Origin of the sequence: Streptomyces sp. YPW6 (assembly GCF_018866325.1) — a bacterium.
Taxonomy (GTDB): Bacteria; Actinomycetota; Actinomycetes; order Streptomycetales; family Streptomycetaceae; genus Streptomyces.
Genome location: NZ_CP076457.1, coordinates 5,666,519 through 5,687,472, shown reverse-complemented (window position 1 = coordinate 5,687,472; position 20,954 = coordinate 5,666,519). Strand labels below are relative to the sequence as shown.

At 71.6% G+C, this 20,954-nt stretch carries 20 protein-coding genes, 1 tRNA gene and 3 pseudogenes; 8 read left to right on the top strand and 16 right to left on the bottom strand.

The window, feature by feature from the left end; all coding sequences use genetic code 11:
- Positions 1 to 8: 8 nt before the first annotated feature.
- A pseudogene (locus KME66_RS25055) lies at positions 9 to 623 on the top strand (DedA family protein); the annotation flags it as partial.
- Here KME66_RS25055 and KME66_RS25050 read toward each other — a convergent pair.
- From KME66_RS25050 to KME66_RS25035, 4 genes are all read right to left on the bottom strand, one after another.
- Positions 610 to 834, bottom strand: a complete 225-nt coding sequence (locus tag KME66_RS25050) for a DUF2277 domain-containing protein (protein WP_073218539.1) — start codon at positions 832 to 834, stop codon at positions 610 to 612. The pseudogene KME66_RS25055 and the gene KME66_RS25050 overlap by 14 nt on opposite strands.
- Positions 835 to 1,006: 172 nt before the next feature.
- The gene (locus KME66_RS25045) at positions 1,007 to 1,477 is read right to left on the bottom strand and encodes a hypothetical protein (RefSeq protein ID WP_216326135.1); all 471 of its coding nucleotides are present in this window, start codon (positions 1,475 to 1,477) and stop codon (positions 1,007 to 1,009) included.
- Between the two features lie 175 nt (positions 1,478 to 1,652).
- Positions 1,653 to 2,006, bottom strand: coding sequence for a hypothetical protein (locus KME66_RS25040; RefSeq protein ID WP_216326133.1), 354 nt, complete (start codon positions 2,004 to 2,006; stop codon positions 1,653 to 1,655).
- A 4-nt stretch (positions 2,007 to 2,010) separates the two neighbouring features.
- Positions 2,011 to 2,229, bottom strand: a complete 219-nt coding sequence (locus KME66_RS25035; RefSeq protein WP_216326130.1) for a hypothetical protein — start codon at positions 2,227 to 2,229, stop codon at positions 2,011 to 2,013.
- Between the two features lie 184 nt (positions 2,230 to 2,413).
- On the opposite strand from KME66_RS25035, the gene KME66_RS25030 reads away from it, so the two are divergent.
- Positions 2,414 to 3,037 (top strand): histidine phosphatase family protein, encoded by a 624-nt coding sequence (locus KME66_RS25030; protein WP_216326127.1) that lies wholly within the window; start codon positions 2,414 to 2,416, stop codon positions 3,035 to 3,037.
- A 5-nt stretch (positions 3,038 to 3,042) separates the two neighbouring features.
- On the opposite strand, the gene KME66_RS25025 is transcribed toward KME66_RS25030, so the two are convergent.
- Both KME66_RS25025 and KME66_RS25020 read right to left on the bottom strand, forming a co-directional pair.
- Positions 3,043 to 3,858, bottom strand: a complete 816-nt coding sequence (locus KME66_RS25025; RefSeq protein ID WP_216326124.1) for an inositol monophosphatase family protein — start codon at positions 3,856 to 3,858, stop codon at positions 3,043 to 3,045.
- Positions 3,855 to 4,511, bottom strand: a complete 657-nt coding sequence (locus tag KME66_RS25020; RefSeq protein WP_216326121.1) for a GNAT family N-acetyltransferase — start codon at positions 4,509 to 4,511, stop codon at positions 3,855 to 3,857. Before KME66_RS25020 ends, KME66_RS25025 begins: the two co-directional genes overlap by 4 nt.
- Before the next feature lie 218 nt (positions 4,512 to 4,729).
- On the opposite strand from KME66_RS25020, the gene KME66_RS25015 reads away from it, so the two are divergent.
- On the top strand, positions 4,730 to 5,248 hold the full coding sequence (locus tag KME66_RS25015; protein WP_216326119.1) for a hypothetical protein: 519 nt from the start codon (positions 4,730 to 4,732) through the stop codon (positions 5,246 to 5,248).
- Between the two features lie 1,128 nt (positions 5,249 to 6,376).
- On the opposite strand, the gene KME66_RS25010 is transcribed toward KME66_RS25015, so the two are convergent.
- Entirely contained in the window at positions 6,377 to 6,718 is a 342-nt protein-coding gene (locus KME66_RS25010; protein ID WP_216326116.1) for a hypothetical protein, read from the bottom strand.
- A gap of 510 nt (positions 6,719 to 7,228) precedes the next feature.
- Between KME66_RS25010 and KME66_RS25005 the strand changes: the two are divergent.
- A pseudogene (locus KME66_RS25005) lies at positions 7,229 to 7,699 on the top strand (tyrosine-type recombinase/integrase); the annotation flags it as partial.
- 69 nt (positions 7,700 to 7,768) lie between these two features.
- Here the strand turns inward: KME66_RS25005 and KME66_RS25000 are convergent.
- A tRNA-Val gene (locus tag KME66_RS25000) sits at positions 7,769 to 7,843 on the bottom strand.
- Positions 7,844 to 8,028: 185 nt separating this feature from the next.
- Here KME66_RS25000 and KME66_RS24995 point away from each other — a divergent pair.
- The 3 genes from KME66_RS24995 to KME66_RS24985 all read left to right on the top strand — a co-directional run bounded on the left by KME66_RS24995 (position 8,029) and on the right by KME66_RS24985 (position 10,876).
- Complete coding sequence (locus KME66_RS24995) at positions 8,029 to 8,841, top strand: DUF4097 family beta strand repeat-containing protein (RefSeq protein WP_073218571.1); 813 nt, start codon at positions 8,029 to 8,031, stop codon at positions 8,839 to 8,841.
- Positions 8,842 to 8,912: 71 nt separating this feature from the next.
- Positions 8,913 to 10,295: a hypothetical protein gene (locus tag KME66_RS24990; RefSeq protein WP_216326113.1), complete on the top strand. Its 1,383-nt coding sequence runs from the start codon at positions 8,913 to 8,915 to the stop codon at positions 10,293 to 10,295.
- 362 nt (positions 10,296 to 10,657) lie between these two features.
- Positions 10,658 to 10,876: a zinc ribbon domain-containing protein gene (locus tag KME66_RS24985; RefSeq protein ID WP_073218577.1), complete on the top strand. Its 219-nt coding sequence runs from the start codon at positions 10,658 to 10,660 to the stop codon at positions 10,874 to 10,876.
- Between the two features lie 143 nt (positions 10,877 to 11,019).
- Here the strand turns inward: KME66_RS24985 and KME66_RS24980 are convergent, their stop codons facing one another.
- The 4 genes from KME66_RS24980 to KME66_RS24965 are packed head-to-tail and all read right to left on the bottom strand — an operon-like array spanning position 11,020 to position 16,295.
- Positions 11,020 to 11,679, bottom strand: coding sequence for an O-methyltransferase (locus tag KME66_RS24980; protein ID WP_073218580.1), 660 nt, complete (start codon positions 11,677 to 11,679; stop codon positions 11,020 to 11,022).
- Positions 11,680 to 11,720: 41 nt separating this feature from the next.
- Entirely contained in the window at positions 11,721 to 12,542 is an 822-nt protein-coding gene (locus KME66_RS24975; RefSeq protein ID WP_216326109.1) for an HAD family hydrolase, read from the bottom strand.
- Positions 12,539 to 15,067, bottom strand: a complete 2,529-nt coding sequence (locus KME66_RS24970; protein ID WP_216326106.1) for a phosphoribosyltransferase — start codon at positions 15,065 to 15,067, stop codon at positions 12,539 to 12,541. The genes KME66_RS24975 and KME66_RS24970 overlap by 4 nt, the downstream gene beginning before the upstream one ends.
- A 10-nt stretch (positions 15,068 to 15,077) precedes the next feature.
- Positions 15,078 to 16,295 carry an HpcH/HpaI aldolase/citrate lyase family protein gene (locus KME66_RS24965; RefSeq protein WP_216326103.1) on the bottom strand — a complete coding sequence of 406 codons (1,218 nt, stop codon included), beginning with the start codon at positions 16,293 to 16,295 and terminating at the stop codon, positions 15,078 to 15,080.
- 221 nt (positions 16,296 to 16,516) lie between these two features.
- On the opposite strand from KME66_RS24965, the pseudogene KME66_RS24960 reads away from it, so the two are divergent.
- Positions 16,517 to 17,409 (top strand): annotated as a pseudogene (locus KME66_RS24960) (TerD family protein).
- Between the two features lie 25 nt (positions 17,410 to 17,434).
- Here the strand turns inward: KME66_RS24960 and KME66_RS24955 are convergent.
- The 4 genes from KME66_RS24955 to KME66_RS24940 all read right to left on the bottom strand — a co-directional run bounded on the left by KME66_RS24955 (position 17,435) and on the right by KME66_RS24940 (position 20,822).
- Complete coding sequence (locus KME66_RS24955; RefSeq protein ID WP_073218596.1) at positions 17,435 to 18,169, bottom strand: Tellurium resistance; 735 nt, start codon at positions 18,167 to 18,169, stop codon at positions 17,435 to 17,437.
- A gap of 153 nt (positions 18,170 to 18,322) precedes the next feature.
- Positions 18,323 to 19,474: a DUF475 domain-containing protein gene (locus KME66_RS24950; RefSeq protein ID WP_073218599.1), complete on the bottom strand. Its 1,152-nt coding sequence runs from the start codon at positions 19,472 to 19,474 to the stop codon at positions 18,323 to 18,325.
- A gap of 67 nt (positions 19,475 to 19,541) precedes the next feature.
- Positions 19,542 to 20,117, bottom strand: a complete 576-nt coding sequence (locus KME66_RS24945) for a TerD family protein (RefSeq protein WP_073218602.1) — start codon at positions 20,115 to 20,117, stop codon at positions 19,542 to 19,544.
- A gap of 129 nt (positions 20,118 to 20,246) precedes the next feature.
- Positions 20,247 to 20,822 (bottom strand): TerD family protein, encoded by a 576-nt coding sequence (locus KME66_RS24940; protein ID WP_073218606.1) that lies wholly within the window; start codon positions 20,820 to 20,822, stop codon positions 20,247 to 20,249.
- Between the last annotated feature and the right edge of the window lie 132 nt (positions 20,823 to 20,954).

Genomic DNA, 20,954 nt, shown 5'->3' with positions numbered 1-20,954 from the left:
ATCAGACGGTGTTGGAGAGTGTGGCCGCGCTGACCAGCAGCCCATGGATCTACGTGGTGGTCGCCGTCTCCGTCCTCCTGGACGTCTTCCTGCCCCTCCTGCCCAGCGGTGTTCTCGTCATCACGGCCGCCACGGCGGCGGCAGCCGGCTCCACGACCGTCAACGGCTCCGGTGACGGCACGGGCGGACAGGTCCCCTCGCTCGTCGTCCTGATCCTCTGCGCGGCCACCGCGTCGGTGCTCGGCGACCTCGTCGCCTACCGGCTCGCCTGGCGCGGGGGCGACCGGCTGGACCGGGCCATCGCCCGTTCCCGTCGCCTGACCACCGCGCAGGAACGTCTCGGCGCGGCACTGAGCCGGGGCGGCGGCGCGCTGGTGATCATCGCCCGGTTCGCCCCGGCAGGCCGCTCCGTGGTCTCCCTCGGCGCGGGCGCCGCCCACCGCAGGAAGCGCGACTTCCTCCCCTGGTCCGCGCTGGCGGGCCTGGCCTGGGCCGGGTACAGCGTCGGCCTCGGCTACTTCGGCGGCCGGTGGCTGGGCTCGACGTGGTTCGGCACGGCCGTCTCGGTGCTGGCGCTGTTCGCGGCGGGCGCCTTGGCCGCGTTCGTGGTCAAGCGCCCCGCGACGTCCCCCGTATCTCCAGCCCGTCGAGCAGCTTCATCGTCGCTGCGGTGATCTCGTCGACGGCCCGGTCGAACACCTCCCGGTTGTGCGCGGCGGGTGCGCGGAACCCGGAGACCTTGCGTACGTACTGAAGGGCGGCGGCCCGCATGTCCTCCTCGGTGGCCTCTTCGGGGAGGGCGGGCGGGCGGAGCGTCTTGATGCTGCGGCACATGACTCCAGTGTGGACCGCCCCACTGACAACGGACACCCGGCCGCTCCCTGCGCTGCCGCTCGGCGGCCTGCCGCTCCCCACGCACCGCCATCCGGCGGCCGGCCCCTCCCCACGCACTGTCCCGCCCCGCCGGACGGCGGGACGGGACAGGACGGCTCCACGTACCGGGCGCTCAGCCGCTCCTGGCCCAGTGGTCCTCGTTCGACCGGTCGGTGCACAGGGCCCAGATGACGAAGACGTCGATCGCGATGGTGACGATGGCCCAGACCGGGGTGTACGGGAGCCACATGAAGTTGGCGATGAGGTTCAGGGAGGCGAGCGCGACGCCCGCACCGCGGGCCCAGGCCGCTCCCCTGAGGATGCCCCAGCCCACGAGGATGAGGATCACGCCGAGGACGAGGTGGATCCAGCCCCACGAGGTGACGCTGAACTTGAAGACGTAGTCGTTGATCCGGGTGTAGATGTCGTTCGAGGCGATCCCCGCGATGCCCTTCATCACTCCGAGGACGCCGTCCACGAAGAGCAGGACACCGGCGAACACCGCTCCCCCGGCCGCCCACGGGCTGCCGGGATCGCCGCCCGGACGGGGTTCGGCGGGGCGCGAGGCGCCGGGTGGGGGCGGGGGTGTGGTGGACTGCGACATGAGGACTCCTTGTCCGGAGCAGGCACCGGTCCAGCCGGTACGGAGGCCGGGCGCCTGCTGCCCTGACCTGCCCCGGTCGTGCGGGCGGATCAGCTCCGACGTTCCTCGCGGCCTCCGGGCGCAGCCAGCGGAAGGCACCCGTTCGGGTGAAGGGGCCGGGAGCCGGGGGCCCGAGTCAGGGCGCACGGACCGTGACGACGCGCCCCTGGGCGTCGACGGTGAGTGCCTCCCGCTCGACGCGGTTGAGCAAAGCGAGGCCGGCCCACACGACGCCCCAGACCAGACAGGAGAAGACGGTGAGGAAGGCGTGCAGCACGTGGTTCACCGGCTGCCCGCGCACCAGCACCACCTGGCTCCCGGAGCGGGACTCGACGCGCCAGCCGCCCGCGATGCGGCGGCTCACGACCCAGTCCAGGATCAGTGCCCGCTGCGCGGCGCCGGGAGGCTCGCGCCCGGCGTCCCCGGCGAGGTAGTAGCCGGGCGGCGGTTCGATCGACGCGCTCTCCCGTACCGTTCGACGACGCTTCACGGGATCACCCCCAGGTGTCGAGGTCGCCGCCGCGCCATTCGATCAGTCCGGGCCGGTCCAGCTCGACGCTCTGGTCGGGCCCGGGGGCGAAGCCCGCGGCCCGCAGCAGCGCGGCCACCTCACCCCGCCCGTGCGCCAGGCCCACGATCTGGCCGTGCACGGTGACCCGCCGTCCTCCGGTCGCGGAAGGCGGATAGACGATCACGGGCGGGTGCTCGGCCATGCCTCCACGGTGCCCCGGGCGCCGCCCCCGCGCATCCCGGGAGACCGGCCGCGCGCACGTCCGGGGCAGGCCCAGCGCATCAGGTCCCGGGGCGCTTCGCCCTTCCCCCTCGGAACCGCCCGGGCACGGCCCGACGTCCCCCAAGGCGTCTCCACGATCATGAACCGCTACGGAGGACCCGCCCATGACGGCATCGGCTGCCCGCTACCTGTACGTGACCCGGCACGGCCAGGCCTCCGACGACGAGTCCACGCTGACGGACGCCGGCCGCCGCCAGGCCACCCTGCTCGGCGAGCGGCTGCGCGGGGCACCGGTCACGGCGATCCACCACGGCCCGCTCGCCCGCGCCGAGCAGACGGCCCGGCTGGTGGGCGAGCAACTGCCGGGAGTTCCTCTGCTGCGGTCCGAACCTGCCGGTGACTACCTCCCGTACCTGCCGTCACGGGAGGAGCTGCCGGTGGAGTCGGCCGACGAGACCCTGGCGCGGCTGGCCGCATTCCCGGCGGCGGAGCGCGAGCTGGGCCCGGGGCTCGCTCAGGAGGCGCTGGCACGCTTCACGGGAACGGTCGAGGGCGACGAGCCCCGCCATGAACTCCTCGTCACGCACAACTTCCTCGTCGGCTGGCTCGTCCGGGCCGCGCTGGACGCCCCGAAGTGGCGCTGGCTGGGCCTCAACCACGCCAACGCGGCGCTGACGGTGATCCGTTACGCGCCGGGCCGTCCGCCGGCGCTGCTCCTGTTCAACGACACCGGTCATCTGCCCGCCGAGCTCCGCTGGACCGGCTTCCCGCCCGAACTCCGCGTCTGAGGGGTTCAGTCGGTCCGGCCGCGACCGCCGGTCATCGACATGAGCAGCTCGTGGGTCCCGGTGTCCGCAGCCGCGACGAGCCCCCGGCCGCCGCCCGGTCCGACAGGAGCTCCGTCGACCCCGGTGACGACGCAGCCGGCGGCGCGGCACAGGGCGATCCCGGCGGCGAAGTGCACGCTCCCGCTCAGATCGCCGCCGTCCGTGACGTAGGCGGCCCGCCTGCCCGCCGCGACCCAGGCGAGCGCCAGCGTCGTGGAGACGACGCGCGGGCGGAAGTTCTGGACGAAGCCGGGGTGGGCGAGCAGGTCGACGGCCCGGAAGCCGGGCGCGTTCGGGAAGGGCGGATCGAGGTTCACGTCCACGAGCCGGGTGTCCGCCGTGGGCGCCAACCGCCGCTCGCCGGCCTCCGCACCGGACCGGAGCCGGGCGGTCTCCCCGTCGGTGACGAAGACCTCGCCGCTGAACGGATCGGCCACCGCGGCCGGGCCGCCGCGCAGCACCACGTTGACGGCGACGAGCCGGGAGCCGGTGGCGTAGTTGAGCGTCCCGCACAGGGGGTCCACCAGCCACTCCCGCTCCGCGTCGGCCGCCCCCTGCCGGCCGCCCTCCTCGCCGTGCACCGCGTCCCCGGGCCGGGCGGCGCGGATGACGTCGAGGATCGCCCGCTCGGCGGCCAGGTCGGCGTCGGTGGCGAAGTCTCCGAAGCCCTTGTCGACACGGGAGTGGAGCCGCCCGAACCGGGCCCGCACGACCGCCGCCCCGGCCAGCGCGGCCGCCGCCGCGACCTCGGTGTCCGTCGGCTCCGCGGGAGAGCCGGTCACGCCTCCTCCTCCTGACGGCCGAGGAGCAGCGCCTCCGAGCCGACCGGCCGGAATCCTGCGGCCTGGAACGCCCGGATGCTGCGTGCGTTGCCCGCGGCCTGCTGCGACCAGAGCGGTTCGCCCGGGGGCACGAGATGCCGCGCGGCGGTGGCGAGGGCACGCCCGAGCCCCCGGTGCCGGGCGTCCTCGTCGAGCTCGACGGCCACCTCCCAGCGACCGGCCACCCCGCGCCCGAGCACCAGCACTCCCCCGTCGGCCTCCCACATCCGCACCCCGTCCCGGCGCCGACGGGCACGTACGACCCGCGGGTGCACGGGATCGGTGACCTCCCGCAGTTCCAGACCGGGTTGACCGGGCAGCGAGGACGCCACGGTCAGGAGGTCGATCGTGTCCGTGGTCCGCCCGGTGCGTTCCAGGAAGGCCGCCAGGAAGCGCGGATGCATGGTCGCGGCCAGCGCGTCGCAGTCCAGGGCGGCCGCCGTCGCGTGAACCCACTCGGGATCCTCGTCGGTGAACACGACCGAGTGCGCGGTGAAGGCGATCACCCCCGTGTCGCGGCCACTCGGCGCGGCGACCACGGTCGTCCCGCCGTCGGTCTCCGGAAACCGCCCGCGCGCCGCCCCGTCCAAGATGTCGGCCAGCATCTGCCCCATCAACTTCCCCCTCGTAGTCAGCTGTTCGCCCCGAACACCGCCAAGCCGCCCCAGCGGGCGACTGGATGGAGGATGCGACGCAAGCAGCCCGCAGGCGGGACAAGCGCGGATCAGCCTCCAACGGTCAACGGCAGAAGGGACGATAGCCCCATGACCGACGACGATCTGTTCGAGCCCGACCACCGCGACCGAAGCGAGACCGACGGGGATCACGCCTGATGTGGGAAAGCGCCATCGCCGTCATAGGCACCCTGGCGGGCGGACTCCTCGTCACGGTCACCCAGCAGCTGACCGACCGGCGCCGCCGGCGCGAGCAGCACCGCGAGCACGTCGCGGATCTCACCGGCCGGCTCCTGAGCGCCGCGCTCCGCTACCGCCAGTTGTACTGGCTCCGGGTGGACGCCCGCCGGGCGGGCGAGCCGGACCCGGTCGTCCGGGCGGACTTCTACCAGGCCCGCAGTGATGTGACCGAGGCCCGGGACCGGCTGGCCCTGGCCGTCTCCGACGAGACCCTGCTCCGGGCCGCCGGGCGCGCGGCCTGGAGTGCGCTGGATCTGAGCGACATCGATCCGGGCGTCCCGGAGAACGGCCGCTACACGCCGGAGACCGAGGCCCGGCTCGAAGCGGCGCGGCAGCGTACGCACCGCACCCACACCGAGCTGCGGCAGGCAGCCGCCGGCTACGGCAGTCCGTCGGCTCCCGGCCGGGCCGTCGACACCCGCTCGCAGTCCACCTGACGACCGCCGGGCACTCCAGCGGACACCCGGCACGAGAAGACCCCCGGCCGATCACGGCCGGGGGTCGAGAACAGGCTCTCGGCTGCCCTTCTCCTGGTGGGCGCGGACGGTTTCGAACCGCCGACATCTGCTAAGTTCGGCCAGCGCGCCGCGCGGCCCCACACTCTCAAGCTGCCTGCTCCATGAAGGACCGAGCACGACCGCCGAGGTCCACCGCTGTTGATGTCAGTGATAGATGTCAGACCCCTCGCCGGCCGCCCGCGCTCCATGTCACCCGATAGCGGGGCGCTGGACTCAGCCCACCACTGCTGCGCCCGTCAGGTAGGTGAGGAGGACCCCACCAATCATCCCTTCGCAGATGCCAGCAACCGTGCTGCGGCTAGCAACCAACCAGGCAGCGCCCATAGTCATCACCCTCTCTCGCACGCTCTCAGACGTAAAATCCCGGTTTGGACGAGGAGGCAAACGACAGAGAAACGCCACGGGCACAAGCAGCGCGGAACCCAGCAGCAGTGCCGGGCTCAGCTCAGCTCGCTACCAAGATCTCACCCCTGGCTTGGCTGGTGCTGTGCATACGAGACAGCCGCACCTCGATGCGAACCATGGGCAAGGCGGTCGCTGAGGCCTCCACGCCTGCTCAGACAGCCGTCCACGCGCAACGACGGCCAGTAGTGGTCGGCGCGGTTGCTGTACTTCTCTGCTGTACCGCCAAGATCTGGTCTCGATTGTCAGTGCGGACGCGTAGCCTCAGCGGCGCGTGGTCGGCACCCGGGGTATCCAGCTCTGTAGTGCAGCTGCATCCCTGGTCTGCCTGGGGGTGGTCCGGTATCCAGTCCGTGGCCTAACCGGCGACGCAGGCTCTGTTGATGGCCAAGAGTGAGACCTGACAGCGCCGACCACGCACCTCGGACGCATGGGCACGTGGGCGGTTGGGTCTCAATGACCGTGCAAAGGCCACGGGGGCCGGCCGATGGTGCTGCTGGCGCCCGTACACTCCACGGCTTTGAGGTCTGGCCTCATCGTTATCAGGTCCACGGGAGTTCTGCGGCCTCGTTCAACGCGCTCCGGGCGCCTGCTACCGAGCCGCTGAGATTCGGCGTTGACCGATGCGGTTCGCGCTTGTTGGTGTCAGGCGCTGATGTCAGGAGAGGCAGCGGGCTTGACACCTGACTGCCAGAACGGTCCGGGAATCCGCCGGTCGTGACGCTGGTGACCACACTCCAACGGGATACCAGACGCATCGATCACCTGGGAGTCCGAGATGACCTTGTTGGGGTCGCCGTCCTCGTAGAGCCACACGCTCACCAGCTCGGCCGCAACAGACACCGCGAACTGGGCGTCGATGCGGTCGCTCATCGGTGAGACGGTGACGGCCTCGCCCGGTTCGAGCCAGAAGTCCTCACCGTACGGCTCGATAAAGAGGCACAGCGGGACATTCCCCGCATTTTCGACCGGCAGACTTCCGCGCACTCAATCACCCCACCTCGCACCCTAGCGGCCGGTCACCTAGCCTCACCCACCACTTACCCGGCTTCCATCCCGTCCGCCTTCGACCCACACGTCGTGGAGCGGTCGTGGTTCAGGGCGTCAAGGTGCAGCGCGCCACTGTACGAACGACCTTGACGCCCTGGGCCGCGACCGCTCGGCTCTGCCTGGATCGAAGGTGGTCGGGATGGGAGCCCCACGACGCTCGCCCCGCTCCGGCCGGCACTCGCGAACGGTGCCCCGTCCATCCCGGAGTCTGAGCGCCCCCGCCGGAGGCATCTCTTGAAGCCGCGGGCTTGGTTCTCGACTCAGGGGCCGTAGTTCGCTGCGGCCCATAGGCCCGGCCTGGGTGCCGAAGGCACAGAAGGCCGGGCACAAGGGGGCCAGTCCGCGCCCTCGATGAGGTAGAAGAACCTGTACCAACTCTGCATGGCTCGACAGCTAGGCGACCTTGTGGCGTTGGGTTCGCTCCTGCTCCCATGAGGGCTTGATGAGGTCCGCACTCAGCGGCAGCGTGTACGCGGTGAGGCGTACGAGGACGATCCCAAGGGGCGTCGCAGGAAGCAGACGCTTCCCCTGCCTGCCCTGTGCGTGGCACCGCTGCGCTGGGAACGTCTGCGGCAAGCGGCCTTGCGTGAGGCTGCCGGTGATCAGTGGGAGGAGACCGGCTACGTCTTCACCACGCGCACCGGCCGGCCGATCGAGCCGCGCAACCTGTACCGCTCGTTCACCCGGGTCGCCGGCACCGCCGGGCTTCGCGTCATCCGGCTGCATGATGCCCGCCACGGCTGCGCGACCCTGCTCACCGCCGCCGGGGTCGCTCCCCGTGTCGTGATGGAGATCCTCGGGCACAGTCAGATCGCGGTCACGATGAACATCTACGCCCACGTCGTCCAGGACACGCAGCGCGAGGCCGTGAGTCACCTCGACCGCATGCTGAGGCGGCAGCGGCCCGACCGTGGGTGACCGCGCCCGTTGAAGTCAGAGGTGGATGTCAAAGACCCCCAGCCACGATCGGCTGGGGGGTCTTTGTGCTGGTGGGCGCGGACGGTTTCGAACCGCCGACATCTGCTTTGTAAGAGCAGCGCTCTACCCCTGAGCTACGCACCCGTGGATGAGGCAACAGCGTACATGGACCCGGGCCCTGCTCATAAACCGTTCGGGACCGGGGGATAACCCCACCCCCGAGACGGTGGTCGGCCGTATCCCGCCGGGGGCTGTGACTGCATACGGTTTGAGTGCACCGGCGACGACGTCCGGTGGCACGCACCGCACGCACTGGGGGATCGATCACCGTGGACATCGTTACGAGCGCACCGGCCCTCACCCGTTCCGGGGCGCGCCTCGGGGGCACCGGGCGGGCCCTCGCTCTCGGGGGCGGGGTGGCGTTGCTGGGGCTTGCTCTCACCGGGTGCGGGAGCACGGACGTGGACGGCGCCCCCGTCGAGCGCAAGTCGTTCGCTCTGGAAGGCAGGACGCTGACCGTCGACGCCGAGAACGGTGTCGTGGACCTCGTGCCGGCCGATGTGGAGCAGGTCGAGGTGGAACGGCAGGTCGACGGGTGGGTGGTGTTCGGCAGCGGCCCGGACACGGTCTGGAAGATGGAGGACGACACCCTCACGCTCCGGGTGAAGTGCCAGGGCCTCGCCAACAACTGCGACTCCCGGCACCGGGTGAAGGTGCCGCGCGGAGTCGCGGTGACCGCCGCATCGGACAACGGGACGGTCAGCGCCACCGGCTTCACCAGTGCGCTGGATCTGTCCTCCGACAATGGCGAGATCAACGTGCGGGACGCGAGCGGCGCGCTGAAGTTGAAGAGCGACAACGGGGAGGTGCGGGCCGATCGGATATCCGGCTCCTCCGTGGTCGCCCGGGCCCACAACGGGGAGATCCGGCTGGGCTTCGCGTCCGTGCCCGACCTGGTGGACACCGTGAGCGACAACGGAAGCATCACCATCGATCTGCCGCCCGGTGGCCAGAAGTACAAGGTCGACGCCTCCGCGGACAACGGGGACGTCTCCGTGGCCGTGCCGCGCGGCGACGACAGCGCCCACGTGGTGAAGGCCCACAGCGACAACGGGGAAGTCACGGTGCGAAGCGCGAACTAACCGACCCGTGTGTTCGTCCTTACCTGGTGGGAGAATGTACCGGGCAGGGAGAATCGGCACGGGAGAGGGATGTGACGGCGACCAACGCGCGGCCGGAGGCAGGAGCGGGTGCGAGTTCCGCCGTTCGGAGTGGCCGGGACCTTCTGGCGCTGATGGTGCTGCCCGTGCCCCTTGTGCTGGCCGCCCTGCCCGCAGCCTTCGCCGGAGGCGGGACGCGCCGCTGGTTCGGCGGGCGCGGCGCGGAGAGCCAGCGGGCCGAGGCGCAGGCCGCGAAGGACGCCGCCGCCGAGGCTTTCTACGAGCTGGACACCGCCCAGCGAGATCTGCGGATCTCCATCGAGACCATCAACGCCGTGGACAGCTCCTCGCGCGGGCGCAAGGCGTCCGAGGACTTCGCCGCGCTCGGCCGGCGCATCGACGAGGTCAGCCACGCCTACATCACCGCCGTCGACAGCCACGACCTGGACCGGGACGATCTGGAGCCCGCCGTCGCCTCCCGGGCCCGCACCGAGCTGACCCGGGCCAAGGACGACCTCGTGCGGGTCAAGGGCGAGCTGGACCGCTTCGCCCAGGGACTCGGGCCGCTGCTGGGCAGCGCGGAAACCCAGCTCGCCCGGCTCGCACCGGCCGTCGAGCGGGCCCGTCAGGCGCTCCTCGCGGCGACCGGCGCCCTCGACACCGTGCGGGCAGCGGGGCTGCGGGCCGACGAGCTGGCCGCCCGGCTCGCCGCGCTCGCCCCCGAGCTGACCAAGCTGAACCAGGGCGCGGGGAAACACGGAGTCCCGGAGACGCTCCAGCGCGCCGATGTGGTGCTCCGCGATGCCGAGGCCGTGCGCGCCGAGGCGGAGCGGCTGCCCGAGCGGGCCGCCGAGATCGACCGGCGCCTGGTGTCCCTGCGGACCCGGGCACAGGCGCTGACGACCCGGGCGGGTTCGGTGGAGCCGGTGCTCAGCGAGCTGCGGCGCCGCTTCTCCGCCGCCTGCTGGCAGGACCTCCAGCCCGTCCCGGAGCAGGCCGCCACCCATGTCCGGCAGGCGGAGGACAAGCTCGCCGAGGCGGCGAAGGCGCGGGAGGAGCAGCGCTGGGCGGACGCCACGTCCCGGCTGTCCACGGTCCGCGCCCTGCTCAACACGGTGGACGAGGCCGTGTCCGCCGCCGGAGACCGGCTGCAGCAGCTGAACGCCGTCGCGAAGGACCCGCAGCAGGAGATCGAGCGGACCCGGTTCGCGGTGCGGGACGCCCAGCGCCTCGCCATGGCCGGTCGGCACACGCCCGACCCCCGGCACGCAAGGCCGCTCGACGACTCCGTCGCCCGGCTGGAGCGGGCCATCGCCGGCCTCGAAGGGCGCCACCCCGACTACTGGCACTTCCTGACCGAGACCGAGGCCGTGCGGCAGACCGCGGCCCGGGTCGTCTCCGGCATCCGCGAGGAACGCGGCGGCGGGAGCGCGTAGGTGCTGGTCGAGGCGCACAGGAGAGACTGATCGAGGCACGTGGCCGGGCCTGATCCGAGGGTGCGGAGCCTGGTTCCGGCGCGTAGTAAGCCTGATCCGGGCGTGCGGAGCCTGGTTCCGGCGCGTAGTAAGCCTGATCCGGGCGTGCAGGGCCTGGTCCCGGCGTGCAGGGCCTGGTCCCGGCGTGCAGGGCCTGGTCCCGGCGCGTAGGGCCTGATCGGTTCGCGAGGGCCTTCCCCGCCTCCAGCCCGCGTCTGGTCCAGGCGCGTAGGGCTTGATCCGGAGGACCGGCTGCGGCGTGCGGCGTCAGCGGGGTATCAGGGGGCGTGGTCTCCGGCCCTCGATGGCTCTAGCCTGAGCCCATGCCTCGTTACGAATTCCGCTGCCGCACCTGCGGCGACACCTTCGAAGTCAGCCGTCCCATGGCCCGGTCCTCGGACCCCGCTTCCTGCCCCGCGGGCCACGACGACACCGTCAAGCTGCTGTCCGCCGTGGCCGTGGGCGGCGCCGCCGGGTCCGCACCCGCACCGTCCGGTGGCGGTGGAGGCGGCGGCTGCTGCGGGGGCGGGTGCTGCGGCTGATCCCGGCCCCTCCCCCACCCTGCGCCCCGGCCACCGGCCCAGGTCTAGGTCTAGGTCTAGGCACAGTTCTCGCATGGTTGTGCCTTGCCTTGCCTTGCCTTGACGTGCCGTGCCCCGCCCTTGCCTTACCGGAGGCGTCAGATTCAGCGCTTGCGGGACAGCGTCAGGCCATCTGCGACCGCCAGGAGCACGCTGTCCATCCGGGTGTCCGCGCTCACATGGTCGTTGAACTCCTTGATCGCCGCCGTCGGGCCCGTCGCCTGCGGGTCCGTCACCCCGCCGTGGAAGAGCACGTTGTCCGTGGCGATGACCCCGCCCTGCCGCATCCTGGGCACCAGCTCCTCCCAGTACGCGATGTAGCCGCCCTTGTCCGCGTCCAGGTAGGCGAAGTCGATGTGCGGGTCGGCGGGCATCGCGCGCAGGGTGTCCAGGGCGGGGGCGATCCGCAGGTCGATCCGGTCCGCGACTCCTGCCTTCTCCCAGGCCGCACGGCCGTACGCCGTCCACTCCTCGGAGATGTCACAGGCGATCAGCAGGCCGTCGGCGGGCAGCGCCCGGGCCATCGCCAGGGCGCTGAACCCGGTGAACGTCCCCACCTCCACCACATGCCGGGCGCCGACCAGTCGGACGAGGAAGGCCAGCAGCGGGGCCTGTTCCTCGGCCGACACCATGCCCGCGTGGTCGGGGAACCTCGCGTACGTGGTGTCCACCAGCTCCCGCTGGACCGGGTCCAGCGGCGGGTTGTGGGCCAGCATGTACTGGTAGAGCTCGTCGGTGATCGTCGTGTCGTTGCCCTTGGTCATGCCTCCAGCCTCACGCAACGGGCGCCCGCGCGCAGGGGAACTCACCCGGCGGCCGCCAGGAAGCGGCGCAGGATCTCCTCCCCCGCCGCCCCGCCCCGCTCCTCCAGAGCCACCACGTGCGGGGCCCGCCAGCCCTCGTCGGCCAGTTCGCCGTGGCCGGGGCGCCAGCCGAGGTCGGCGTCGAGCAGGAGGTCGGCGTCGAGGAGGGAGTCCCCGGCGGCGAGCGTGCGCGTGGTGCCCGTGCGGCGGGCCACCTCGCGCATCGCGGCGCTCTTGGTGAGCGGCGCCGGGACCGCGTAGATCTTGCGGCCCTGGAGGGAGACCGTCCAGCCGCGTGGGCGGGCCCAGGCAGCCAGCTCCTTCACCCACTCCTCGGGCAGCTGGGCCCGTTCGACGACGAGGTAGGCGAAGAGGTCCTCGGCGACCCGTTCCTTCAGCAGCCAGGCCGGGTCGGCGGTGGTGGCGAGGTGGGCGCGGATCTCGGTGAGCGGCGCGCATTCGGCCGCGATCCGGGACTCCACCTGCCGCTGCCAGTCGCGGTCGGAGACCCCGTCGACCAGGATGTGGCCGCCGTTGGCGCAGATCGCGTACCGGGGGGCGGGGCCGGGGAGGTGGATGCGGTGGTACTGCTCGCGGGTGCGGGTGGTGGTCGGCACGAAGACGGTGGCGGTCGCCACCTCGGTGAGGAGTGCGGCGGCCGTCTCGGTCATGAACGAGAGGGGCTGGTGGCCGTACACCTCGACGCACAGGAGCCGGGGGGCCTCGGCGTCCGGCATGGCCAGGTCGAGGGAGGCGGCCGAGTAGATCAGCGTACGGTCGAGGTCGCTCGCCACCAGGGTGGCGGCCGGAGTGGTGGTGCTCACGCGCCCTGCACCGCCTCGCCGGCGGCCACCGGTGCGCTGCCGGCCGCCACCGCCCTGCCGTCCGCGCCCGTCGCGCCGCGCGTGTACCGGGGATGGATCAGCCCGACACAGCTGTACGGGAGGTCGTCGACCTCCTCGACGGGGACGCCGCGCTGTTCGGCCAGCAGCCGGATGTGCTCCAGGTCGGTGCCCGCGCCGCGCCGGGCGAGGATCTTCCAGGGGACCCGGCGGAGCAGCACCCGGGTGGTCTCGCCGACGCCGGGCTTGACCAGGTTGACGTCGTGGATGCCGTACTCCTCGCTGATCCGCTCGACGGCAGCCCAGCCCTCCCAGGTCGGGGCGCGGTCGGCGGCGAGCAGTTCCTCGGCCTCGGCCTCGACCTGGCCCGCCACCTCGTCGAAGCGGGCGGCGATCGTGTCGAGGAAGCGGTTGGAGACGTCGGCTCCGGCCAGCTCCCGGTAGAACTTCCCGCCGTGGAAGTCGTCGGGGCCGACCAGGTCGGCGCGGAGCACCGTACGGGAGATGAGGCCGGAGACCGTGGAGTTGAGGCAGGCCGAGGGGATGAGGAAGTCCTCGCGGGTGCCGTACGTCCGCACACAGCCGCCCGGGTCCGCGAGCACGGCGATCTCCGGGTCGAAGCCGCCGGGCCCGCCGGAGGCCTCGAACTCCGTGATCGCCGCGGCCAGTTCGCGGGTGATCGCGCCCTTGCCCGTCCAGCCGTCGACGAACACCACGTCGGCCGGGTCGTGATGGGCGGCCAGCCAGCGCAGGGCGGTGGCGTCGATGCCGCGGCCCCGGACGATGGAGATGGCGTAGTGCGGCAGGTCCAGGCCGTGCCGGTGCCGGGCCCAGCGGCGCATCAGCACCCCGACCGGGGTCCCGGCGCGGGCGAGCGAGACGAGGACGGGCCGGGGGCCGCGTTCGGCGAGGACCGTCTCGGTGACGGTGCCGACCGCGCGGGCGATGCGCGCGGCGGAGGCCTCCAGGGCGGCGGAGAACAGCGCCTGGTACTCGGCACTCGGCTGGTACTCCACGGGCAGCGACTCCGCGTAGTGCGCGCCGCCGCTCTGGATCGCCTCCTCGCGCTCCTCGGTGGGGGCCTCCAGCTCGGTGTCCGAGAGGTCCTGGAGCAGCCAGCCGACGTCGTCCGGCGCGTAGCTGGAGAAGTCGGGGCCTCTGAGGGGCTCGGGCAGCACGGCGGGCTCCTGGGCGGGAGTGGGGGCGTACGAGGGGACCACGGCGAGGAGTACCTGGCCGGTGTGGGCGGCCAGGCGGGCCAGCAGCCCTTCGGGGGCGTGCAGTTCGGGGGTGTCGGCGATGGAGTCGACGACGGCGACCACCGCGTCGAAGCCGGCGCCGGCCACGTTGTACGCGTACCGGTCGCCGGGGCCTTCCGCCGGGCTGTCGTGGGCCGGGAAGACGAGGCGGGTGCGTATCGCGTAGCCGGGGTCGTCGACGGCGAGGACGGGTGAGCGGGTGGTGGTGGAGTACCGGACGTCGGCGTCCGCGCCCAGTGCCTGTTCCAGCGCGGTGCCCAGGCGCAGCGGCGCGTACATCAGCTCCTCGAAGCCGAGGACGAGCACCCGGCCCCGGCGGGCACCGGCGTCCAGCGCGCCCGCGATCCGCTCCGCCATGTCCGGGAGCGCGGCTTCGAGCGCCGTCCGGTGAGCGGGGGTGAAGCCGTGCCGGCCGCCGTCGGGAAGGCCCGCGGGCCAGCCGAGGCCGACGCGGGTGACGGGGGCGGGAGCCGGTACGGAGGGCGGCGTGGAAGCGGAGCCCTGCGCTTCCTGGGCCGCGACCAGGGCCTGGCCGCGAGCCAGTACGCCGTCCGGGAGCGTGACCGTGCCCGTGGAGCGGGTCACCAGGTCGACATGGGCGCCGATCTCGGCGGCGAAGGCGGTCAGCCGGTCGCGGTCGGCCGGGGAACGCATGTCGACCAGCGCGACGATGACGTACCGGTCGCGCGGGTGCAGCTCGTGCAGGGCGCGGACGGTGTTGAGGACGGTGTTGCCGGTGGAGAACTCGTCGTCGACCAGGACCAGCGCGGATGCCCCCGCTCCCGGGGCCAGCAGCCGGGGGTCCTCCGGCAGCAGCAGGTGCGAGGTGGCGTGCGAGTGGGCCTCCTCGAAGCCTCCCGCCCGCACGGCTCCCGGCACCGGGCGCCGGGTGGAGTGCAGGTACGGGGCGTCCCGCAGGCCGTCCGCGACGGCGTGGCCGAGACCGGTGGCCGTCTCCGCGTAGCCGAGGACCACCGCGCGGCGGGCCTCCTGGTCACCGAGCAGTGCCCGGACCCGCTCACCGAGCTCGTACCCCGCCCCGTACACCACGGAGGGCCGCTGGGGCACGTGCTTGCCCAGCACGTTGGAGACGAGCAGGTGGGCCCGCTTGGGGTTGCGGCGCAGGGCCAGGCCCAGCAGCTCCCGCAGGTCTCCGTCGCCTTCGAGGGCGACTCCGAGCCGCTCGGCCACCCAGTCGCCGGACCACACCACGTCCACGTCCTCTTCTCTCGCCGCGCGCCCGCTCATCGATGCGCGCTCAGTTCGCCAGGCCGGCGGCCAGCAGGTCCACGAAGCCGACGTCTTCCCGTGCCACTCCGAAGACCTCGGCCCGCTGGAGCGTCCGCTCGGCCCAGGCCCGGTGCGGCTTCACTTCGTTCATCTTGTTCGTGTAGGCCGAGCGCAGCACCCCGCCGCCCCCGCGCCCGGGGCCCAGAATGTCCTGGGCGTCGGTGAACTCCTCGTGGCTGACCACGGACAGCGCGTGGACGGGTGCCACGTGCGACGGGTGGATGCAGGTCTTGCCGAGCAGGCCGTTGGCCCGGTCGAGCTCGATCTCCCGGAGCAGGCCGTCCATGTCGTGCTCGATGAGCGCCGTGCGCAGCTCCTCGGCGCGGCCCTCCAGGAAGGGGCTGCGGCGCAGCTGGGGCTTGAACATGCGCTCCTGGCGGCGGAAGTACTCCCAGACCGGGCCGGTGATGGTGAAGCCGGTGCCGTCGGCCCGGCCGAGCACATTGACGACGTCGGCGATCACGGAGGCGACGATGTGGACGTCGTACGCCGTCATGTCGGGTGCGCGGCGCAGTCCGTAGGCCGAGCAGAAGTCGGTGACGCCGAGCCGCAGGGCGAGCACGCGGTCCCGGTACTTGTCGACGCCGCGGGCGATGCCGCGGAGGATCTCGGCGCGCGTCTCCAGGTGGAGCAGTTCGGGGGATTCGAGGACCGGCATGGCGAAGAGCCGTCGGCCGCAGGCCGCCTCGGCCTCGGCGAGCGCCTCCAGGAAGTTCCGGCCACGCTCTTCGGTGAATTTGGGAAGTACGAAACCGGACAACATGCGGACCGATGCGCCGAGGCGGCGGACCAGGTCGGTGATCTGGTCGGGTTCCCGTACGCGGATGAAGAGCAGCGGGATGTCCGGGCCGGCCGGGTCCTGGGTGTCGCCCGAACCGCGCGCGACCGGACCGGCCGCCGCGTCCAGGTCGGCCAGGGTGGCGAAATGCCTGATCAGGTTCGCTTCGGCCGCCGTCACCTCGGCGTCGTCGATCGAGTCCTCCAAGCAGAGCACCATGGAGACGACACCGCGGGCGGCCTGCTTCAGCACGTCGTCGGCGAGCGACGGGCGGGTGGCCGGGGAGTAGAGGGTGGCCCCCAGGGCGACGGAGAGCATGCCGGCGGGGGAGTCCGCGGTGAAGGCGCAGGGCTCCCTGTGGAACAGGCCCTTGCGGGCAGCGGGCGATATGTGCCCGAAGTGACGCATGATTTTCCCCCGAACTGCCTGACCGGTCGGACAACGCGTGGCCGGTAATAGTACGTACGGACGGGTGTCAACAGTTCCCCGTGTCCATGAATTTCCGGTTACTCGCCGCTTGTCCGGCCCCCTCTCGGGGTACTGTCCCGCTCGGCCCGGGCCGCCGCCGAGTGCGGCCGGTGCCGCCCCCGCGTTGTCCGCACGGGCCCCCAGCAGGCAGGATGACCGTCATGACGCACACGATGCTGAAGGGCTCGAACGTCCCTGTCGATGCCGCGGCCGTCCGGGCCGTGCTGCGCTGGACCCCGGGCACCGGGGTCCCCGACGTGGACGCCTCCGCCCTGCTCCTCGGTGCGTCCGGACGGGTGCGGTCCGACGAGGACTTCGTCTTCTACAACCAGCCCCGGCACCCTTCCGGTCTGGTGCGGCGGCTGCCGAAGCGCAGTGTCCCGGAAGGGCTCACGGACACGGTCGAGGCGGACCTCGGGGCGCTGGACGCCTCGGTGGACCAGGTCGTCATCGCGGCCTCCTCCGACGGGGCCGCCTTCGAGCAGGTCCCGGACCTGCGGATCCTGCTGTTCGACGCCGCGTTCGCCGAGGGCGAGCCGCTGGCGGTGTTCGATGTGCGGCCGGAGACCGGGGAGGAGACGGCGATCATCTGCGGCGAGCTGTACCGCCGCGGCGAGGGCTGGAAGTTCCGTGCGGTCGGCCAGGGCTATCCCACCGGCCTGATCGGCCTGGCCACCGCCTTCGGCATCTCGGTCGACGAATCGGAGGCGGCGGACGCGGAGCGGGCGGACGACGGTGCGCAGGACCCGGCCGGCGCGGGGCCCCTCCCGGCCTCCGTGCCCCCGCCGCCGAGCGCCCCGCCGGGCCCGCCCCGGCCCCGGCCACCGGGCCCGACTCGCAGGCCACGGTGCAGCATCAGCAGCCCTCCTACGGCTACCCGCCCCCGGTCGCGCCCGCCGCCGACGCCGGGGCCCAGCAGCCGGCGTACGGCTATCCGCAGCCCGCCGCCGCCCCGGCCGCCTACGGCTACCCGCAGCCTGCGGCAGCGGCCGCGCACGCTCCCGACCCCCATTTCGCGCTGCCTCCACAAGGTCCGCAGTTCGTCCGGTCCTGATCCGGGTCCCGGGACCGGCCCCGGGTCAGGACCGGGTCTTGTAGCCGCGCCCCCATTGCATGCCGTAGCCGTACAGCCGGTCCAGCTCGGACTGGAATCCGTACACGAACTTCACCTCGCGGCGCACGATCAGCTCGTCCTTGACGTTCTCCACGGTGAAGACCGCGCAGGAGCGGGCCTGTGGCGCGCGCTCGTCCAGCTCGATCTCGATGCGCGGGCCGTTGCCGGGGTAGAGCGTGATCTTGGCGTGCGTACGGTCGAACGCCGGCGTCCGGTCGTAGATGTAGACGAAGAACAGCAGTCGCTTGATCTTGTCGCGCTGGTCCAGGTTGACGTACACCGTCTCGCCCGAGGGCGCGCCGAACCGGTCGTCACCGCTGAGCCGGACGTAGGGCGGGCCGTTGAGGTCGCCGATCAGGCCGCCCAGCGGCTGCACGACCCCCTTGGTGCCGTCCGTCAGCTCGTACATGCAGCCGAGGTCCAGGTCGACGTTGACGACGCCCTGGGTGTGCGCCTGGACCACCTCGGGTTTGAAGAGCTGGAGGGGGCGCCGCAGCATGCCGCTCTGGCGGGACCGGCCCTCGATGTCCGAGGTCCGCATCCGCCAGGAGAGGTTGACCCGGAGGTTGCCCGACAGGGCGCCCTGTTTGCTGAGCGAGATCGTGGCGTTCCGTTTGGACAGCAGGACCGCGCTCGACGGCGCGTTGCCCGTGTCGAACTGCGCCGCACGCCCCGGCCACAGGCCGTCGAAGAATCCCATCCCTGCCCCCACCTGTTCGCCTCGCCTGTACGCGCCGTCCGTGCGCGTCCCGGACATCACTGCGGGGCGGCCACCGGGCCGGGTCCGGGAGTTCCCGGAGAGCCGTCGCCGTGTGGGCCGCCCCGCAGAGAGCGTTCCTCAATCCCTACCGGGTCACACCCCGGAGGACACTTCCGCCTTGGTGCCCGAGCCGTCGCCCCCGCCGGCTTCCGCGGCCATCGCGCGGTTGCGCTTGACCGAGGACCAGAAGGAGATGGCGATCAGGATCACGCCGACGGATCCGGTGATGAGCTCGTTGATCTCGTGCTGGATGGTGACCAGCAGGATGACCGAGAGCGCACCGATCGCGTAGTGCGCGCCGTGCTCCAGGTAGACGTAGTCGTCGAGCGTTCCCTCGCGCACCAGGTAGACGGTGAGCGAACGGACGTACATGGCGCCGATGCCGAGGCCGAGGGCCATCAGCACGATCTCGTTGGTGATGGCGAAGGCGCCGATGACGCCGTCGAAGGAGAACGAGGCGTCCAGGACCTCCAGGTAGAGGAAGAGGAAGAACGCGGCCTTTCCGGCCAGGGCGACCCCGGTGACGGGCTTGCCCTTCTTCCTGGCCTCCTCCTCGGCCTCGTGTTCACGCTCCTCCTCCTCTTCGAGCTTGCCCTCGAAGAAGCCGGAGAGCCCGCCCACGATCAGGTAGGTGATCAGACCGGCGATGCCGGAGAGCATGACCGTCGCCGACTTGTCGACGTGTCCGCCACCGTGCTGGTGGGCCTGGGTCGCGAAGGTCATGGCGGTGATCATCAGGATGATCAGGGCGACGCACACCGACAGCATGTCGACCTTGCCGAGCTTGGCGAGCGGCCGCTCGATCCAGCGCAGCCAGTGGATGTCCCGATCCTCGTCGAAGATGAAGTCGAGGAAGATCATCAGCAGGAACATGCCACCGAAGGCGGCGATCGACGGATGGGCGTCCGTCACCAGTTCCTTGTACCTGTCCGGGTCGTTGAAGGACAGGTCGATGGCCTCGATCGGGCCGAGCTTGGCGCTCACGGCCACGATCACGACGGGGAACACCAGCCGCATACCGAAGACGGCGATGAGGATGCCGACGGTGAGGAAGATCTTCTGCCAGAAGGCATTCATCTTCTTCAGGATTCCGGCGTTGATCACCGCGTTGTCGAAGGACAGCGAGATCTCCAGGACGGACAGGATCGCGACGATGCCGAAAGCCTGCCACCCCCCGTAGAAAATCGCTGCGACCAGGCCGAGCGCGGTAACCGCGAACGACCAGCCGAAGGTTTTCAGAAGCACTGGTACCCCATCGTGTTGTTAAGGGTCTCCCCCGGTGTGTCGGGGCTCCCCCGCGCCCTGCGCGGCGTTACGAAACGTTGACGCCGAAGTCTAGAGCGATGCCGCGCAGGCCCGACGCGTACCCCTGACCGACTGCACGGAATTTCCACTCGCCGTTGTACCGGTAGAGCTCTCCGAAGATCATCGCGGTCTCCGTCGAGGCGTCCTCGCTGAGGTCGTACCGGGCCAGCTCCTGGCCGTCGGCCTGGTTGACCACGCGGATGAAGGCGTTGCTGACCTGGCCGAACGCCTGGTTCCGGCTGTCCGCGTCATGGATCGAGACCGGAAAGACGATCTTGTCGCAGTGGGCGGGGACCTGGTCGAGGCGGACGATGACGGACTCGTCGTCGCCGTCGCCCTCGCCGGTGAGGTTGTCGCCGGTGTGCTCGACGGAGCCGTCCGGGCTGGTGAGGTTGTTGTAGAAGACGAACCACTCGTCACCGAGCACCCGGCCCGACTGGCACAGCAGGGCGCTGGCGTCGAGGTCGAAAGCGGCGCCCGTGGTGGAGCGTGCGTCCCAGCCGAGCCCGACCAGCACCTGGGTGAGGTTGGGTGCGACCTTGGAGAGGGAGACATTGCCTCCCTTGGCGAGCGTGACGCCCATGTGTGTCCTCCCCGAGTCGTGAAAAACGCTGCCGGGCGCTTTCGACGCCCGGGGTCGGGCGTCGAAAGCGCCCGGTCGGGGGCGTCCGCCAGATCAGGACCGGCCGGACGCTCCCCTGGCGCCCGAACGTCAGACGTTGACGCCGAAGTCCTGGGCGATGCCGCGCAGGCCGGAGGCGTACCCCTGGCCGATGGCGCGGAACTTCCACTCGGCTCCGTTGCGGTAGAGCTCGCCGAAGACCATCGCGGTCTCCGTCGAGGCGTCCTCGCTCAGGTCGTAGCGGGCGAGCTCGGTGTTGTCGGCCTGGTTGACCACGCGGATGTACGCGTTGCGGACCTGGCCGAAGCTCTGCTGACGGGTCTCGGCCTCGTAGATCGAGACCGGGAAGACGATCTTGTCGACGTCGGCCGGGACACCGGCGAGGTTGACCTTGATGACCTCGTCGTCGCCCTCGCCCTCACCGGTGGTGTTGTCACCGGTGTGCTCGACGGAGCCGTCGGGGCTCTTCAGGTTGTTGAAGAAGACGAAATTGCCGTCGGCGGCGACCTTGCCCTCGGCGTTCGTCAGCAGGGCGCTGGCGTCGAGGTCGAAGTCACCCCCGGTGGTCGTGCGGGCGTCCCAGCCCAGACCGACGATGACCGCGGTCAGGTTGGGCGCTGCCTTGGTCAGCGAGACGTTGCCGCCCTTGCTGAGGCTGACTCCCACGAGTCCTCCAGTAGTTGTCTCAGGGGCCGGCAGACACCAGCGTCCCCGTCGTTCGTTGGTATCGGATCAACGATTGGATCCTAGTGACCGGTTCCCGGCCAAAACAGGCTTTTGACCGGGCGTCGCCGGAAG